The organism is Mycobacterium intermedium, assembly GCF_002086275.1.
GTDB lineage: Bacteria > Actinomycetota > Actinomycetes > Mycobacteriales > Mycobacteriaceae > Mycobacterium > Mycobacterium intermedium.
Map to the genome: position 1 here is coordinate 1 of NZ_MVHT01000030.1, position 15,604 is coordinate 15,604.

11 protein-coding genes and 2 pseudogenes are annotated in these 15,604 nt (G+C 57.5%); 2 read left to right on the forward strand and 11 right to left on the reverse strand.

Annotated features, from left to right (window positions below):
• Positions 1–204 (reverse strand): annotated as a pseudogene (locus BST27_RS12690) (hypothetical protein); the annotation flags it as partial.
• A gap of 118 nt (positions 205–322) precedes the next feature.
• Between BST27_RS12690 and BST27_RS12695 the strand changes: the two are divergent.
• A pseudogene (locus tag BST27_RS12695) lies at positions 323–517 on the forward strand (IS256 family transposase); the annotation flags it as partial.
• Positions 518–625: 108 nt separating this feature from the next.
• On the opposite strand, the gene BST27_RS12700 reads toward BST27_RS12695, so the two are convergent.
• From BST27_RS12700 to dndB, 5 genes are read right to left on the reverse strand one after another with little or no spacing between them, the layout of a single operon-like run.
• Complete coding sequence (locus BST27_RS12700; protein WP_069420685.1) at positions 626–2,077, reverse strand: DNA phosphorothioation-associated putative methyltransferase; 1,452 nt, start codon at positions 2,075–2,077, stop codon at positions 626–628.
• Positions 2,074–2,466, reverse strand: a complete 393-nt coding sequence (gene dndE / locus BST27_RS12705) for a DNA sulfur modification protein DndE (protein ID WP_069420684.1) — start codon at positions 2,464–2,466, stop codon at positions 2,074–2,076. Before dndE ends, BST27_RS12700 begins: the two co-directional genes overlap by 4 nt.
• Before the next feature lie 2 nt (positions 2,467–2,468).
• A complete protein-coding gene (dndD, locus tag BST27_RS12710; RefSeq protein ID WP_069420683.1) occupies positions 2,469–4,442 on the reverse strand; it encodes a DNA sulfur modification protein DndD in 1,974 nt (657 codons plus the stop codon).
• A complete protein-coding gene (gene dndC, locus BST27_RS12715) occupies positions 4,439–5,980 on the reverse strand; it encodes a DNA phosphorothioation system sulfurtransferase DndC (protein ID WP_069420682.1) in 1,542 nt (513 codons plus the stop codon). The genes dndD and dndC overlap by 4 nt, the downstream gene beginning before the upstream one ends.
• Complete coding sequence (gene dndB / locus BST27_RS12720) at positions 5,977–7,125, reverse strand: DNA sulfur modification protein DndB (RefSeq protein WP_069420681.1); 1,149 nt, start codon at positions 7,123–7,125, stop codon at positions 5,977–5,979. The genes dndC and dndB overlap by 4 nt, the downstream gene beginning before the upstream one ends.
• Positions 7,126–7,221: 96 nt before the next feature.
• Between dndB and dndA the strand changes: the two genes are divergently transcribed.
• Positions 7,222–8,415 (forward strand): cysteine desulfurase DndA, encoded by a 1,194-nt coding sequence (gene dndA / locus BST27_RS12725; protein ID WP_069420680.1) that lies wholly within the window; start codon positions 7,222–7,224, stop codon positions 8,413–8,415.
• A gap of 146 nt (positions 8,416–8,561) precedes the next feature.
• Here dndA and BST27_RS12730 read toward each other — a convergent pair whose 3' ends face one another.
• From BST27_RS12730 to BST27_RS12745, 5 genes are read right to left on the reverse strand one after another with little or no spacing between them, the layout of a single operon-like run.
• Positions 8,562–9,035, reverse strand: a complete 474-nt coding sequence (locus BST27_RS12730; protein WP_069420679.1) for a DNA phosphorothioation-associated protein 4 — start codon at positions 9,033–9,035, stop codon at positions 8,562–8,564.
• On the reverse strand, positions 9,032–11,089 hold the full coding sequence (locus BST27_RS12735; RefSeq protein WP_069420678.1) for an AAA family ATPase: 2,058 nt from the start codon (positions 11,087–11,089) through the stop codon (positions 9,032–9,034). The genes BST27_RS12730 and BST27_RS12735 overlap by 4 nt, the downstream gene beginning before the upstream one ends.
• Positions 11,086–11,247 carry a hypothetical protein gene (locus BST27_RS32400; protein WP_156789286.1) on the reverse strand — a complete coding sequence of 54 codons (162 nt, stop codon included), beginning with the start codon at positions 11,245–11,247 and terminating at the stop codon, positions 11,086–11,088. The genes BST27_RS12735 and BST27_RS32400 overlap by 4 nt, the downstream gene beginning before the upstream one ends.
• Before the next feature lie 40 nt (positions 11,248–11,287).
• Entirely contained in the window at positions 11,288–13,411 is a 2,124-nt protein-coding gene (locus BST27_RS12740) for a DEAD/DEAH box helicase family protein (protein WP_069420677.1), read from the reverse strand.
• An 8-nt stretch (positions 13,412–13,419) separates the two neighbouring features.
• Positions 13,420–15,540: a sigma factor-like helix-turn-helix DNA-binding protein gene (locus BST27_RS12745; RefSeq protein ID WP_170062309.1), complete on the reverse strand. Its 2,121-nt coding sequence runs from the start codon at positions 15,538–15,540 to the stop codon at positions 13,420–13,422.
• Positions 15,541–15,604: the final 64 nt, after the last annotated feature.

Here is a 15,604-nt window from a genome sequence, read left to right on the forward strand (position 1 = left end):
GGCTCGTCGCCACTCCACAATGTGGCTGGAATACAGCCCCTCGCGGCGGAGCACCGCGCCTTTCTCACCATCAGGCGACGCGTCGTAAGCGGCCAGCACCTCCAGCTTGTACTTCGCGGTGAATGTCCGGCGCCGGGCACGTTCGGGCACCTCGGGATCGGGACGTTGCTTTCCGTCGTCGGCCATCCGACCAGGATGTTCCATCCCGGTCGCACAGACCAACGTCGTCACCTTGCTTGTCATCTCAGGGAGTCTCTCCATCCCCGCCCTCGAGTCATTAATTGTCAGGGGGTGGGCGCCTCAACTCAGGTTGGCAGAGAGGGGAATCGCCATGGCTTACAAGCTGATCGACGCCGCTCAGGCTCGTTGGCGCGCCGTCAACGCTCCCCACCTGGTCGCCCTGGTCCGTGCCGGAGCGGTCTTCCATAAGGGCAAACTACTCGAACGTCCTACCGACATCACCCCACCCGAACCGGCAGACGACGCCGCCACCACGACCGAAACGGAGGTCGCCTGAAACACCCGATCCACAGGTATTGACGATTCCTCCACTCGGGCAACAGAGTCCCACAACGACTGGACCACTACGACGGGCTCACCTCAAGGTGTGAGCCTCTGCTTATGCTTAGCTATCGGTCCGCACAACGCGATGACCTCGGATCGCGACACTAGATTCCGCAAGAACGGTGTTCCAGCCGCATATGGTCCCGATGAGCTCAGGTCGCGCATACAGTCCCGCGCGCATCTCGGATCGTGTGAGCCGGCTGTAGAGGTCGCGTCGTGCATCGTCAGCGCCCAAAAACTCTTCTTTGCGGTGCAGCACTGGCGGATTCGGGGATTGGCGGTAGTCCCGCCAGTCCACCGTCAGCTTCCGAAGATTCACAATTACGGAGGATGCGAGCGTCGGGTGTGCGTTCCGGTCGAACTCGGGATACGTCAGATACGACACCTGCGGCTCGGTCACTGACAGCTTAACCAGGTTTGCGTGCTCGACCGTGCCGGACAGCGCGCGGGCGCAGCCCTCGTAAACCTGGAGGATTGGCGGAAGCTCCCCCAGAGCACTCCGATGCACATAGAGAGCGCTCGGGGTCTGCTTGCCGACAGAACTCGACCGCGCGTTGACGAGCACTATCGCCGGGTCGCCGCACGCCAGCAACATGCGGTCCGCTTGTATGCACGCATCTTGGTACTTGCCGAAGTGCGTGCGGATATCGATTGCGAGTGTCGTTCCCAGCTGGCTGAAGCGTGGCCTGCCGTTGAATCGCGAAAGTGCAATGTAGACAAGGAGTTCAGCCCGTCGATGAATCGCTACCTGCTTCCAGTAATCGTCATCAGTAACCTTGCGGATGAGCTGCTGGGCACGCGCGATGCTGCCGACGGCATCTTTGATGGCTGATTCCGACTCCGGGCCGATCTCTCCGGTACGTGGCGCTCGTCCGTGCACCTTCATAAAGGACAATAGGGGCTCAAGAACGGTCTCATTCGCCTGGAAGAGTTCGTGCGGATCAATACGCAAACGTGGCCGGTAGGTGTGCACACGTTCAGCCAAGAAGGCTTGAGCATCGGCGGCTTCCCGAAAGACGTAATAAACACCCGGCGCTGCGGCATACGCCTCGGTGCCGAGTGTGTCTTCGATCCACCGGCCCAGTTCTGCTTGTTCGTAAAGCTTTTGAAACGTCCCAGTTCGCGTGACCAGACCGTCACCGAGCGGACGTCCGGTCAGACTCCGCGCATCCCATGTGAGACGCGAGGAAACGACCAGAGCTTTCTCAGCTAGCGCCCATGCGCTTCTTAGGGTTTCAGCGCGTTCACGGGGGTCTTCAATCACATTCACGACATACCCGAGGTTCACGACATCGGCGGACTGAACCGAAGCCGAGGGCCGGTGGGTGGGGTCCCAACCGTCTACGGTGTAGCCGAGAGCGGTTAGGTTTCGGATGTCATCACCCTTACCGCAGCCGTAATCGAACACTGACGTGGTTGACGTGACTACTGCGTCACGTAAAGCCCTGGCGACTGGCCGGGATAAAGCCGCCCGGCTCATCGCGGTCTTATGCCGGGCGACTTGATCATTCATGCGGCGGGGTCACCCGCCAGCGCAAGACCTGCAAGTCCTGCGACGTCGGTGACTCGCGGATCACCGACGAGATAGCCGATGCCGCGGTGAAGATGTAACCGGAACTGAGTGGCAAGTGTTTCGTCGTCGAGTGACAAGCCGTCGAGGTGGCAGCGGTATCTCACCAATCCCCAGTAAAGGTCACCGTGCTCGCCCGCGAAGACGCGCCACGACATCTCGACGTTGCTGTCGAGAGTTAGTTGGACGGTGGGTGGCGGAGCTGGCTCGGCCAACGAGCGGCATAACGCCCAGCGGCAGAGGATGTTCCAGTTGAGTATCCCCGTGCGACGTTTCAGTGTGACGAGCTGATCGCGTGCTGTTTGGGAGAGCCGAATATTCTCGATTGCCATGACTATCCCCAAAAATATCCGTTGACCACAGAGGTCGAGTTGGTTGATTGGTTGAAGACCAGTCGGTACTCGCGACCGACGTGCTTCGCTATGCGGGCGTACGCTTCATCATCGATCTCGGTATCCGTGGACAACAACAGAACCTGATGGCTTGCGTACGGAAAGTAGCGCTCTAGTAGATGTTGTCGGTGAGAGCCATCGAGTCGACCAAGCGGGGTATCGATCACCACGGGGAGAGGTTGTCCTGCAGCGCGAGCAAGTCCCCACAGCAGCGCTACAGCAAGCAGCTGACGCTCGCCTGCTGACAAATCACTTGCTGGTAGCGGGAGTCCATCCTGGCCCGACAGTTGGACGATGTTTGTCTCCGGATCGACATCCACCTGCGTGATGAGGTTCTCTTTGCGGAGGAGGCGTCCAAGCGCATCGAGTATGTATTCAGAGATCCTTCGAAGATGGCGCTGACTGGCCGCCAGCCTGAGATCCGTCAGCGTTGCTCGCACTCTGTCAACGTGTTCGACTAGTCGTCGTTCGTCGTCTGCCTGGAGCGACGCTTGCGCCGCTTTCTCAAGAGCCGATTCATACGCTGCGTCAGCCCGTGCCCGTTCCTGACGGGCAAGGTTCAGTCGTTCCTCGGAGACAAGCAGTGCCGTGCGGCGTCGCTCCACCTCGTCCGCGGCATCGCTGCGTTCGCGTAACAGTGATCCGATTGCTTCGTCATCAGGGATTGCGACCAACACACGTTCTGCTTGGTCGAGCTTTCCGCTTGTGTCGGTACGCATCTCGATCAACTCACGCAGGCGCTTATCGGCACTGGGCAATGTCGACGAGATGAGGTGACGTAATGCTGCGGCGTCGGTGATACCGACGATTTCACGGGTGGAGGATGCGATCGTTCGCGCCTCCCTATCCGTGGTTAAGAACTCTTCGACTTGACGTCGAACTGCGGACGCGACCTTCGCTTTTGCCAGGAAGGTCACGACATCGGCGTCTCGACTGGCGAGGATATTGCTGACCGCCCGGTATTGCCGTGCCTCAGATTCCGCTTCGACTTGGGTCGACATATCCTGCAGCAACTCTGAAACGAGAAGCAGGGGAGCTGCTTCGGCCATTTCATGTCGAATCGCATCTTCGATGCGGGAAAGCTCGCTGCGTAAGGTACTAGCCCTCTGCTCGGCCGATTCGCGTTGTTCGACGAGCTCACCACCTGCTGCACGGAAACGCTCATTGATTTCGTGCAGGGTGTTTTCCGCGCGCTCGACACTGACACGCAGCCCAGCGGCCTGCTGAGCGGCTGCCTCCTCCTCCTGCCGCTTAACGGTAACGTTCTGCTTGCATTCGTCCACTATCGCAAGCGATTTGTCAGATACGTGGGCCTTGTGATGACGCTTCCGTAAGACAGCGAGGTCAGTCGAGAGTCGGTCGACGAGTTCGAGGCCCATTAAAGATGCGAGCGCCGACGAGAGCACTTCCTGCGAGCGCTCAAGATCCGCAAGGGCTTCGATCTGTTCGCCATCGAAAAAGAAGAGCCCAGCGATCCCACGCGGAAGGAATGCTTCGACGTGCTCGCTCCAGGTCGAGGTCAACGCTTCGTCGTGTCTACCGTCGACGGAGACAAGAAGAATTTCACGGATGGATGACCCGATACTCCGCCAACTGCGTCTTATCCAGTATTCCTTTTCGACTCCCTCTTGGTGGGCGTGGAACGTTAGCTCAAGTGCAGCACCCTCACTTGCCGGCACCCCCCGGTGAATCAATCCGCGAAGGTAAGCCTCGTAGCTGCCGGACCTTCTCGCCGCAATCCCGGCGAGCGGTCCGTAGAGCACGAGATGAATTGCTTCGAGCAGCGTGGTCTTGCCAGCTCCATTTAGCCCACCGATCAACACAATCGGTTTCTTCGACGATGGTGGGGTGAGCTCAATCGTGTGGCGGCCCGCGAATGTGCCGACGTTGTGCAGAACGAGCTGGTCGATGATCATCGTTCGACACCCGCCTGTGCAGTCCGCACGAATCCATCTGCGACATCCAATGGATCGGGCTCATCGGGTGTTGGTTTGTCAACTCTCTCAAGCGCCGCTTTGCGATTGAGTGCCCGCTCAGTCGCGTCGTCCTCATTCTCGTAGAACCCACGACGGAGCGCCTTCTCGAGGGAGTCGAAGAGCCCGGCGCGACGTGCGCGCGACCGATGTCGCTGTTCGACGTCGAGCAATTCGCGCACGAGCTCGAAATGTAAACGGTCATCGCCGACGACTTCGGAAAGGACTTCGACCACGTCCGCGCCCAGCGGAAGGTGCTCATCTAGGGGACGGCCGGGGTAGCGCTCGCCAGTAGCAGCCTCATATATCCTCGGAAGGTTGTCCTCGAACTCATGCTTCTCTACAACCCAGTGCCGGCGAATTTCTTCGAGCTCGGCCAGCGTGATTAGTTCGAGCGATCGAACGTAATCGGGTCCATGGGCCCGGATCCACGTCTGTGCCTCGAGAAGCTGCCTCAGCCACTGCTCTCGCGACTGCTGGGTATATGGGCCAGGTATGGGCTTGTCGTGGAACAGCTGGACTGAACCGTTCATACGGCGGAAATCACGAAGGTGACGGTCGTCCGCGACATCCAGTGCGTTGCGTAGTTCGAGCAGCGGAAGCATCCACTCCTTTTCATCGTCGTTCTGGATCATCGCGGACATCGACTTGTCCTTGTCGACCAATGTGCACGTCCAGCAACCGAAGCGACTGTCGCCGCAACTGGGAGTCGTTGAGTCAACGACCAACGGGCACTCGCCGTCTGGTGACGCTCCTTGGTACATGGTCAAAAGCTCTTTGTTTGAGTAGCCCCATGGGTTCGGAGTCTGCATGAGGAACGTCCACACGTCGTCATTCGACCAGTTCTCGACGGGGGAATACACCAGACAATTGGGCAGGGACTCATTGGGACTCAACAAATCTCGGGACCGCCGAGCTTCGAGTGCGGTCATCCGATGAGAGCGACCGCTGCTTTCGGCTTTCCGCGTGCCCAGCACGAGGATCGCTTCTCCGTGCGTGCGAACCATGCTCCTGATAAAGGTGTTCGATGGTTTGATCTTCAACCGTTCGGTACACCAGCGGAATTTGGGGCGAGGAGCGGGATAACCGCGACCTATTAGATTGACCCAGAACGTGTCAGTTACCGCGGGAGTCAATCGATGGGGCTTGATCGGAAGCCACTGTGTTTCAGCCTGTTTCGATAGCACCTCCAGGGAATGGGTAACCCATGAGGCGACAACAGGATTCTCGACCAGCGTGTCGGTGCTAATGACGTGCACCGGCTTCGTTCGTTGGGTGGGTGTAAGGGCTGCAAGCGCCAACCACACGAGCTGGAGCACGGCGGTGGAATCCTTTCCACCCGAGTATCCGACGACCCATGGCACCGCGTCCGCGAGATATAGCTCTTGCGTCTGTTTGAGAACTGCGTCGATTGTTGCCACATAGCCGAGACGGTCGAAAGCGGACCGATTCCGCGGCATGATCGGTAGTTCGCGTTTCATTTGTCTCTCCTAGTGAATTCGCGCTCAGCCTGCTGCTCGTCAGGCGGCAATTCCAATCCAAGCGCGGCTCGGATGTGGCCTGCAGTCAGCAGGATGTTGGAGGCGCCTTTACTTACCTTGCCGCCGATAGTGGCGCGGCCCTCCCAAACCGACGCGTTGGATCGGTGCCAATCGATCTCCCCTAGCTTCGAAAGAACTGCCACCCAATCCGTTTCACTGTTGGACTTGCGAATCAGGGCGTTGCCGATCTTGCCCAGAGATTGGAGAACGATGCCGTGACTATGAATGAAGTCGCGCCGAATCTCACTCGAGTGCACCTGACGTCTGCGGACTTGGTGCCACTCGGGAAACTGGTCGGCGACGACAGCCCAATAGCGGGCCGCCAAATCGACGCGACGCTCGAATGAACCCACCTCGATTCCTTCTAAGAGCGATTTGTTGGCGCTGTAGAGCGCGGATAGTGTGAACAGTTTCCGTGACCGAATAGACAGGTTGCTTGTCTCAGTTTCGGTCAAGTCGCTGAAGAAGGGAGAGCGGGTCACGATAAGCTTTGTGATTACTGACAGTTCGTCGCGGTTGTCATACAGCACACCGATCGACTTAGAAGGTCTGATTGCGTGGCGGTTGAGGTCGGCGAACATCTGTTGGCAGCGTTTTAGCCCGACATCGAGGAAAAGAACGATAGCGATGCTCTCGTCCCCAAGGTCGGGGTTCTCGACCAGCGCTTGCTGGATCGCCGCTCTACGGTGCTGCCCATCGTTGATAATGAAGCGAGCAGACATAGGGATCGATAGCATCCCGACGCGCTCGCCGGCAGTGGCTGCGCCATCGATCGGTTCGAACTGCACGTCCGCGTTGATAGACGCAGTCAACGCCGAAAAGATATAGCTATCAGGATTTTCGACGATATACCGCGATATCTCGGGTATGCGGGCCTTGTTAAGGGTGCGCTGTGCGCGCATCTCGGCCGGCACCTCCTCCTCGTCGAAGGAGAACAGCTTCGGGATGAGACGTAGCGGACACATCGTCACGTAATACTCGCGGCCGGCCTGGACGCCGCGAATCGCGGGGAAGTTGTACTCGAAGCCCGCGGATTTCTTGCTTGTCGCCTCGTCGCTCGCGCGGCGCTGCTCTAACGTGGTCATGCATGCCTCCCATGGCGGATGTACGTATCCTTTGGTCCGTACTGATGGACGTGTTGATCCGTACTGATGTCTGAACCTACACGTACGATTGCTGCCATGACCGTAACTGCCACCACCGACACGCCCGGTGGAAGCGATGCCCAAAAACTCCAACGACCGGTGTACCTCGATTGCAATGCGACGACGCCAGTCGAGCCGGCGGTGATGGAAGAGATCGTCAGATGGACTGTCGAGGAGTTCGGCAATGCTGGGAGCCGCACCCATCACTACGGTCAGGCTGCAAAGAATCGCGTGAATGCTGCCCGAGCGGATATCGCATCCGTCGTCGATGCGTGCGCGGACGAGGTAGTCTTCACCAGCGGCGCCACAGAGAGCAATAACCTGGCGATCCTCGGTCTGGCTTCACATGGGGTTCGGACTGGGCGTTTACACATCGTTTCGACCCAGATCGAGCACAAATCCGTGTTGGGCCCGCTCGACGAGCTGTCAAGGCGCGGATTCGACGTGACTTTGATTCGTCCGACGCCGGGCGGGTGGGTTGATCCCGACGAGGTACAAGCGGCTCTACGCGCCGACACGCTTCTTGTTTCAACCATGGCCGTGAACAACGAGACGGGGGTTGTGCAGCCCATCGCTGAGATTGCCGATGCCCTCAAAGAGCATGAGGCATTCTTTCATGTAGACGCTGCGCAAGCATTCGGTAAAATCATCGCCCCCCTGCGCTTGAAGCGCATAGATCTGATGTCGATCTCGGGCCACAAGATCTATGGGCCCAAGGGGATTGGTGCATTGATGACGCGTCGGCGCCGTTTCAGTCGACTTCCGCTCGAACCCCTTCAGTATGGCGGCGGGCAGGAGCGCGGGCTGAGACCTGGCACCCTACCGGTGGCCCTTATTGCGGGGTTTGGCTTAGCGGCGTCCCTTGCCCTTCAAAATCATGAGCAAAGGGCCGCCAAGTGCGCAGCGATTAAGCGTGAGGCGTTAGCGTCGCTGTTGCCTCTGGGGATCGGAATCAACGGAGATCCAGACAGGACGATTGAACACACGATCAACTTTTCTGTGCCTGGGGTCGATTCAGAGGCCGCCATTGTTGCTTTGAAAAACCTCGCTGCAGTTTCGAATGGATCAGCTTGCACTTCACAGAGTTACGAACCAAGTCACGTGCTAGTTGCAGCTGGACTACCTTCCGAGCAAATCGAAGGCGCGCTGCGAATGTCGTGGTCTCACCTTACGGTTGTGGACGACTGGACGGCTATCGCTGAGACGTTAGGACGGCTAGCGCGCCCCTAGGCGGTTGACGGCAGCACGGGAGGGACCGCTTCAACCGACCAAGCGGGGGATCAAAAGACCCGAACCCGAGAAGCTGGATGAGAGTGCAGGCACGAGCGAAACGAGTATGGAGGAGTTGCTTGGCCAGGACGAAGTTGCAGAAACCGTTAGGCCCATGTAACGCCGCCCAAGAGTTCGTCTACTGACAGAGGTCGCGCCCCGCCGCCTTCAGCCAATGCGTCTGTTACCAGATCTACAACGATAAGGTCGACCGGCTGGTGCCTGACGTTGACCTGCTCTTGGATGTATTCGAGTCCGCCATTTGCGTATTCTTCGAAGATCCTGATTCGTTCTTCCAAGCGGGAAGCATCCATGATTTCAGGATCGTCTGAAATCGTGTTCGCGGCAATCATGTTGATAAGCGTATCGCTGAACCCGGGATAGGTAAGCACCTCATATCGAATCGGATCGCCCGAACTGCTGCTGAACGGAACTCGGCGCTGCTGATGAAACCCCACAGCTGCAGCAAACAAGAGGATATCGCGGTACGTGGGAAACTTTGCTTCGTTTTGCATCTCTTGCATGAGCGCCTCGTGCTGCTGCGGTCGACGGGCACGAACCTCACCATGTACGGTGGTCATTTAATTACCTTCAATTCGGAATGATCAGACGTGTCTGACCGAATGTACGGATACGACATCCCTTCCAGCTCGATGTCCTCGGCAACATTTCCCTGTGCAGTCGTGTGCGCCTCAATCACGCCGAGATGACTGACGTAAGGAAGTAGTTCTGTTACCACTTTACCGAGGCCTTGGCTCTTGCTAACTAGAACTACCAGCTGCGGCGCCATCCTCGCCAGTGCCCGCGAAACAGCTTCTTGGTAGTCCTGATCTAAGGAGCCAAAAGCAGCGTCCATCACTATCGGGAAGGTTCCTGCATCGATAGCCGGCGTACCTTCCGCCCGGCCGACTTTTCGGATTTCCCGAGCTAGCTTTGAAACAGCTGCTACGAAGCTTAGGCTCAGTATTTGGTTCTCGCCAGTGGACTTCGGAACAGGCAACTCGACGCCATTAACGTTCTGGTGAAGGGTCAGCTCGAATCCCTCGTTAAGCGTGGGAACGTATGGTTTGAAGGTGATTCCTTTAAATACTTCCTTGACTTCGGCGTCGAGACGTCGCCGCATGTCTTCCTCTCGGAAGGCAAGTATTTCTTCGAGCGCCTTTTTCACGGACTGCACTAGATCGGATCGTGATCGAGCCTTTTGTGCCAACTCGTCGGTTACCTGTGCCCGCGAACGTTCTTTAGTTTTCTGCTCGATTTCTCTTGCAATTGCGTCCAGCTCTGCCTGAATTGAACCCTTGCGTTGGTTTTTGACAGCGATGCGGCCTTCCAAATCAATTCGTTTGTTTTCTAACTCCTGAATGCCCTCCAATCGGCTGGCTTTGAGCTTGCCGTCGAGTTCCGATTTGCGCGCCTCCAGGCGTGATACTCGTTCACGCTCAACCTGAATACGATTTAGCAATGCGCTGAGCGCATCCCGCAGATTTGCGCGTGCGTCCGCTAGTGGTGCAATCTGGCCGCTTAGTTGTTGCCAGGCGGTCTCGACGGCCTGCAACCCAGCCCGTTGCCGCCACTCCCTGACGTGACTCCATGGCGTGCTGTGCTCAACAAGAGGGGTTCCACAGATGCACGAGCCCTCTTCAAGCAACTGGTCAACGAACTCTCGCTTGAGAGGGGCAGGCAACGCCCCTTTTTGATACAGGTTGTCGGCCATCGCTGCCGTCTTTTCGCCCAGGGACTCCGTGAATGCCTGGAATCCTTTCGTCGCCACCAACAACGCGCGCTCTGTCAACGCTGCGTCCCGAGCTTTGCGCGCTTCCTCAAGCTCAGTCGAGACGGAGTCACGTTCAGCCTGGATCGGCGCCGCTTCAGCGTGCTGTCGTAGCAACTCCATAATGGCGTCACGCTCTTCAGTCAGTATCGCAATTTCGCCCTCAATGACCTTCAAGTCATCCTTGGCCTTCGTTTCCCTATCTGTCAGCGAGTCGATGGCATCCTGAATTGCGCTAGCGGTCGCACCGCCGTGCTTTTTCAGTTCATCAGTGAGCTTGCGGTTCACTTTTGGTAGATGCACGATTGCGCGTTCTACCTGCTCCAGATCAAGTAGGACTTTAATGTCTTTCTGCACCTCAGCGTAGGCGCCCTTCTTGACGAGGTTTTCAATCCGTTCGCCGTTGAAGAAAAAGAACCTACTTACGCCGACCGGAAGAATGCTAAGGATGGTTTCCTGAGGAGCGTGACTCACCTCAGACGAGCCATCTGGACGCGTAGTCCATAGCTCCAGTGTGGGCGATACTGGGCCTTGATGGTCAGATTCCTTGCGGAGGTGGGCACTTCGACGTAGCCGATAGTCCCGTCCTTCATGATCGAAGCGGATTTCTACGGCGACCTCAATCGAGTCGCCGATCGGGAGTTCTCGCCACACGCTGTCCGTGACCATACGCTGTTGCTGCTCGACGTCCTCGGACATATTGCCGTAGAGACCCCAGGTGAAGGCATTGAGCAGTGTTGTCTTACCTGCACCATTCGCTCCGAAAACCAGCGTGACTGGCCTCATGGCATCCGAAGTCAACTCGAGAGTCTGCGTCCCCCTAAACTGACGGAAGTTTGTCATGGTGATTGACTGTAGTTTCACGGGATAATCTCCTTCACCGCTGCCAGCAAGTCGTCAGTCGCGTCGTAGGCGGCGATATGGAGCTTTGCTCGTTCGATCTCAAGAACACGTTTAAGCAATGCTAACTGCTCGGTGCTAAGACTTTCTAATACTTGTCTTTCGGTTCGCACTTCTGTCATTCTCGATTCCTTCGGCTTCGGATTCTTGCATTAAGCTGTTTTACATGTCCATAAGTTGGTAGCGCTGTTTTAGGGGGCGCAAAACTTGCAATGTCGTCTCATAGTTTTCTGACAATTTCCCGAACTCGTTGGCCCTCTCCAACTCCCGGACGAGGAGAGCGCGTTCGATGTTGAAGTTAATCGTTGCCTCGGCATTCGGTACGGCAAGGTAGTCCAAAATCTCTGCCCGTTGTTTCCCCGGCGCGCGTCGCAAGAGGCGCCCGCGACGCTGGATGAACTGTCTCGGATTGCTACTGCTTGCTAGCAGGTAACCGACACGCGCATCCGGAATGTCAACCCCTTCGTCCAGGCAACGCATTGCTACCAGTATGCGCAAGTCATTTCCTGTACCGAAACGTCGGAGGAGCGCCCTCCGTTGAGTACGTGGCGTTTCGGATACGTAAGTGTGTCCCGATAATTTGAGTGCATTCCCAACGAGGTGCATCACCTCGTCGATTTGTCTCGGTCCAGGAGCATCGCCAGGCTCCGACGGGCACCGGCCTTCAGCGCAATAGATTAGCTGGAACCACAAGTCCCGGCGGGACTGTAGATCAGCGCGAAGTGCGGGAAGTTTGCCTCGGGCGTGACCGAGGACGCCCGCTCGCTGACGAAGCAAAAATCCAAGGGGCGAATCCGGGCTCGCATACTTCAAGTCGTCGCCAGATGCGACGCATTGCGCGATCTGTGCCGAGAGTTGCACATAGAGATTGGTCTCAGCATCGTCCAACTCAATGAGCCGAGGAAGGTAGTGGTACGGGGTGAGCGCCCCTATCTTGATCGCGTCCCCAAGCCCGAGCTCGCAACAGACTGGCCCGAAGTACTCAGTGAGAGCATCCGTCCCCTCGTCATCGAACCAACGCTCTGGTGTCGCGGATAAACCGAGGCGGTAGGTGGCGTTCTGAGGTAGCGCTGAACGAAAAACCTTCGAACCGAGGTTGTGCGCCTCGTCGGCAATTACCAGTAGCGGCAATGTAATCCGTGATAAGAAGGACTGGAACCGTTGGCTGGCAAACGAATCGTTCGTCGCAACCATAGCCATTACGGGACGCTGACCCATACGTGTTGCTGCGAGTTGCTCTTCGACCACCGGAAGCCACTTTTGACTCGACTCGTAGACCGCCACAGGCCGAACCCCGAAGTCTTCAATCTCAGTGATCCATTGGTCTACTAGGTGAATTAGCGGAGCTAGAACCAGCAATACTAGCGGCTGTTCATTTTGGCGCAACATGTCGCCCAGTTTGGTTGCCGCCACCATTGCCGTCTTGGTTTTGCCAGTGCCGGTGGCCATCTTAAGGATGCCGCACCCTCTCTGGGCTAGCCAGGCCATCACGGCGTCCCGTTGGTATCCGCGCACCTGCAAGCCATCTGGGATCTTCAGTCGCGGTGGCTCGCTAACTTCTACCGGCGCCGGAATCAAAGCGTTGTCGGTAGCCGGCACAGGACAATGCCGGCGGGTTTTTCCGAGCATGATTAGTCGCTCGCGTGCGACCGCGGGGAATCGTTCCACGCTCAAGTGTGGTGTCTGATTTGACCACAAGGCGCTGAAATCCGCCTCTAACCGCAATGCCCGCGCGCCGTCTCCCGAAATCCACCCACGGTAGACCTCAACCGACTCAAAATTGGCCATGAGCCCGCCGTAGGTCTCGTTGCTACTACCCGTAAACCCCACCAAGTCCCCAGCCTCATCACGAAAGATGCCGATCTTTTCGTGATAAATGCCGACGCAATTGTCTTGTTCGACGAACGCGAGTTTAATGTCGAGCCGCCCTTCGGCGATTAAACGTCCCACTACGCCGAGGCCGTCAAGCACAACATTAGGCTGTTCGTCATGAAGTTCGCGTAGTGTGGCCCGCTCAACCACGGCACGTATGTCATAACCGCGGTTTATGTCGATGATGTCATCTTCGGTGAGATGCGGAGAGGCAATGAGCCGCATCGACCCGCCGCGACTGGCGAAGATCTCAATCCCGCGTGCGTAGAGCGCCAGGCTAGTTGAAGTAAAGTAGCCGACTGCGCGGCTGTAAGACGATGAAACAGAGAATGCGGGCAAGAAAAAATTCTTGACCACATCTTCCCGATCGCTGCGGTAACGATCGCTTAGTTTTAGAGACCGCAGCCCATGCATAGTGTCAATCATAAAAGGTCCAAGATCTCATCTATGTCTGCATCATGTGTGTGCTCGGCTCGCGTATGGCCTGTTTCAAGAAATTCCCGTGCTGCGAATATAAGGTCAGCGACATCGTCATCGCCGCGAGCGCGGTAGTCGCCGATAATGCTGGCGACGGGTGCGTCCTCAGGCAGCCCAATTGCAGTCGCCAACGAAACTCGGGCCTCTTTGGCATCTGACGTCGGCATTGCTCCTATCAGCGAGAGGGCGTCGGAAACGGGGTCGTTAGTTGACTTCCGAACTTGCTCGAAGTCGAACGTACTATCGTCGCGGATAACGAGAAATGCTTCGCTACCGGCGGCCACGTCCTCCTCAATGAGGAACCGGCGGATCGTTCCGAAGGACGGTTGTATTCCGGTCCACGCGATGGTTTGCGGGCCCAGCCGGGACTTCAGTTGAATCGCCTTGCCCTCGCTTAGATTGACGATCTTTGCGATCGCCATCGGTGCCACGGACCCGCTGCCCCGCAGATGATCAGTTGTAATGCGTACGCGGTAGACCCACCCGTCCGGTCGACGGAACAACCGCCGGGTTTCGCGCGGAGTCTTGCGCGCCGTTCGCTCCGCGCCTAACTGAACCACGCCATCTTTTGTCGTAAAAGGTGCGGCAGCAGCGTAAGAGATGACGCTATTGGCGCTAACGCTGTACCTAGCTGTGATGTACTCGACCACTTTGTCCAGCCGCGCACGTCCACCTTCCCGTGCGACGAGTTCGCGGATTATTGACCTGATACCGGTATAAGCTTCTAATCCCCACTCCTTCAGCGCCCAGCGATCACGATCAACACGTTCGAATCGGCTGTCCGAGCTCAGGGCGTTCGCGAGGGAGCGGGCATTGCGTTCCCACACGAAGCGATCGACAATCTCTTGAGAGCTGAGCGGCGAGCCTTCAAGCAGAAGAATTGCTGCGGCGTAATCACTGACAGAAGATGTGCGGGTCAGGACAAACTCGCCATGTATTACGTAACCGCAGTGAACTAGCCATGACGCAGTCAAGTCTGGGCGCCGCTCGGGCCGACTCGAATTAATTAGGTCGAGTTCGTCGAGCCGTATAACACCGTAGTTGTCTGTCCTTTCATCTAACTGAGCCTGAGTGATTGATCGCGCGGCTGTCATCGTTGGGACTACGCACCATCCGTCTTCGATCTCGTAAGCGTCATCGAGTCGGTCTAGCACTCGCCAAGCAGGTTGGCCGACGCGTTTGACTTCCTTGCCGAGCGCCGGAATAAGTTCGATTAAGTCGTCGAGTGGTCGGATGGTGCCGATAAGATCGCGAGCGCTCGTGGCGACCATTGCCAAGGGGCCTTGCTCAGAGATTACGCTCAGCAAGGTGCCGCGGGCTTTTCCCTCGATCTGGCGGATTCTTTCTCGGGTTACGTCGTGTCCTTTCCCGAGTTGGTCGAGCGTCGCCGGCTCGTCGGCGAAGAGTCGTGCACGGAGGACATCAACTGCCCGCGGATCGAGGCGAGCCAACGCATCGTCGAATAGTCCTGCGACGTCTAGTTCAAGATCCTGTTCACTCAATACGTCGCCGGCGGTCAGCGCTTCCAACCGCTGCCTTGCTTTTAGTATCTCGTCGGGAGTTCCCGAGGGAACAGGGCAACCGATCAGGGGCTTGTCGGGAGAGCCCACAGTCCGATACCAGACTGCGATCTTGGTCAAGTCCTCGAGCACGGCATCAATCCAGCCGGCTCGAGCTGGGCGCTCCAATGAGGATTTGGCTGCCCCGAGTCGGGTGATAGAGAACGGAGCCGATACGGTGGGGGTCGCTGTGTAAGTGGACACATCTGCTAGCGCCCGCAGAATCGCATCAACGGTTCCCACGCCGACTTGGCTCCAGTCGAGCATCTCCTCTAGCGTGGTTGCCGTCAGCGTATTTAGATCCGCACGCCCAAACTTTGCTAGCGCATTTCTTGCTCGCATCGGCAGGTCTAGATGCAGCAAGTTAATGTCAGGGGGTAGCCCCGGAAAGATCTGACCGATAGTCCAGCGCGTCAACCGCTCCATCGCAAGCGCCGAGATCGTCGCGAGCCGCGCTTCATGCGTAATCGGATCGGTGTCCTGGATTGAATCTTTCAACCAGTCCACGCCGCTACCCCCAACGGCGCCTGCAAGCCATGGGAATGCGTCTGCCCACGTTCGGGGGGATACA

What these genes read in the sequence shown, in the direction of transcription:
- BST27_RS12700 (WP_069420685.1), bottom strand. Translation starts at nt 2,077, where the DNA reads ATGAATGATCAAGTCGCCCGGCATAAGACCGCGATGAGCCGGGCGGCT.
- dndE (WP_069420684.1), bottom strand. Translation starts at nt 2,466, where the DNA reads ATGGCAATCGAGAATATTCGGCTCTCCCAAACAGCACGCGATCAGCTC.
- dndD (WP_069420683.1), bottom strand. Translation starts at nt 4,442, where the DNA reads ATGATCATCGACCAGCTCGTTCTGCACAACGTCGGCACATTCGCGGGC.
- dndC (WP_069420682.1), bottom strand. Translation starts at nt 5,980, where the DNA reads ATGAAACGCGAACTACCGATCATGCCGCGGAATCGGTCCGCTTTCGAC.
- dndB (WP_069420681.1), bottom strand. Translation starts at nt 7,125, where the DNA reads ATGACCACGTTAGAGCAGCGCCGCGCGAGCGACGAGGCGACAAGCAAG.
- dndA (WP_069420680.1), top strand. Translation starts at nt 7,222, where the DNA reads ATGACCGTAACTGCCACCACCGACACGCCCGGTGGAAGCGATGCCCAA.
- BST27_RS12730 (WP_069420679.1), bottom strand. Translation starts at nt 9,035, where the DNA reads ATGACCACCGTACATGGTGAGGTTCGTGCCCGTCGACCGCAGCAGCAC.
- BST27_RS32400 (WP_156789286.1), bottom strand. Translation starts at nt 11,247, where the DNA reads ATGACAGAAGTGCGAACCGAAAGACAAGTATTAGAAAGTCTTAGCACC.
- BST27_RS12740 (WP_069420677.1), bottom strand. Translation starts at nt 13,411, where the DNA reads ATGCATGGGCTGCGGTCTCTAAAACTAAGCGATCGTTACCGCAGCGAT.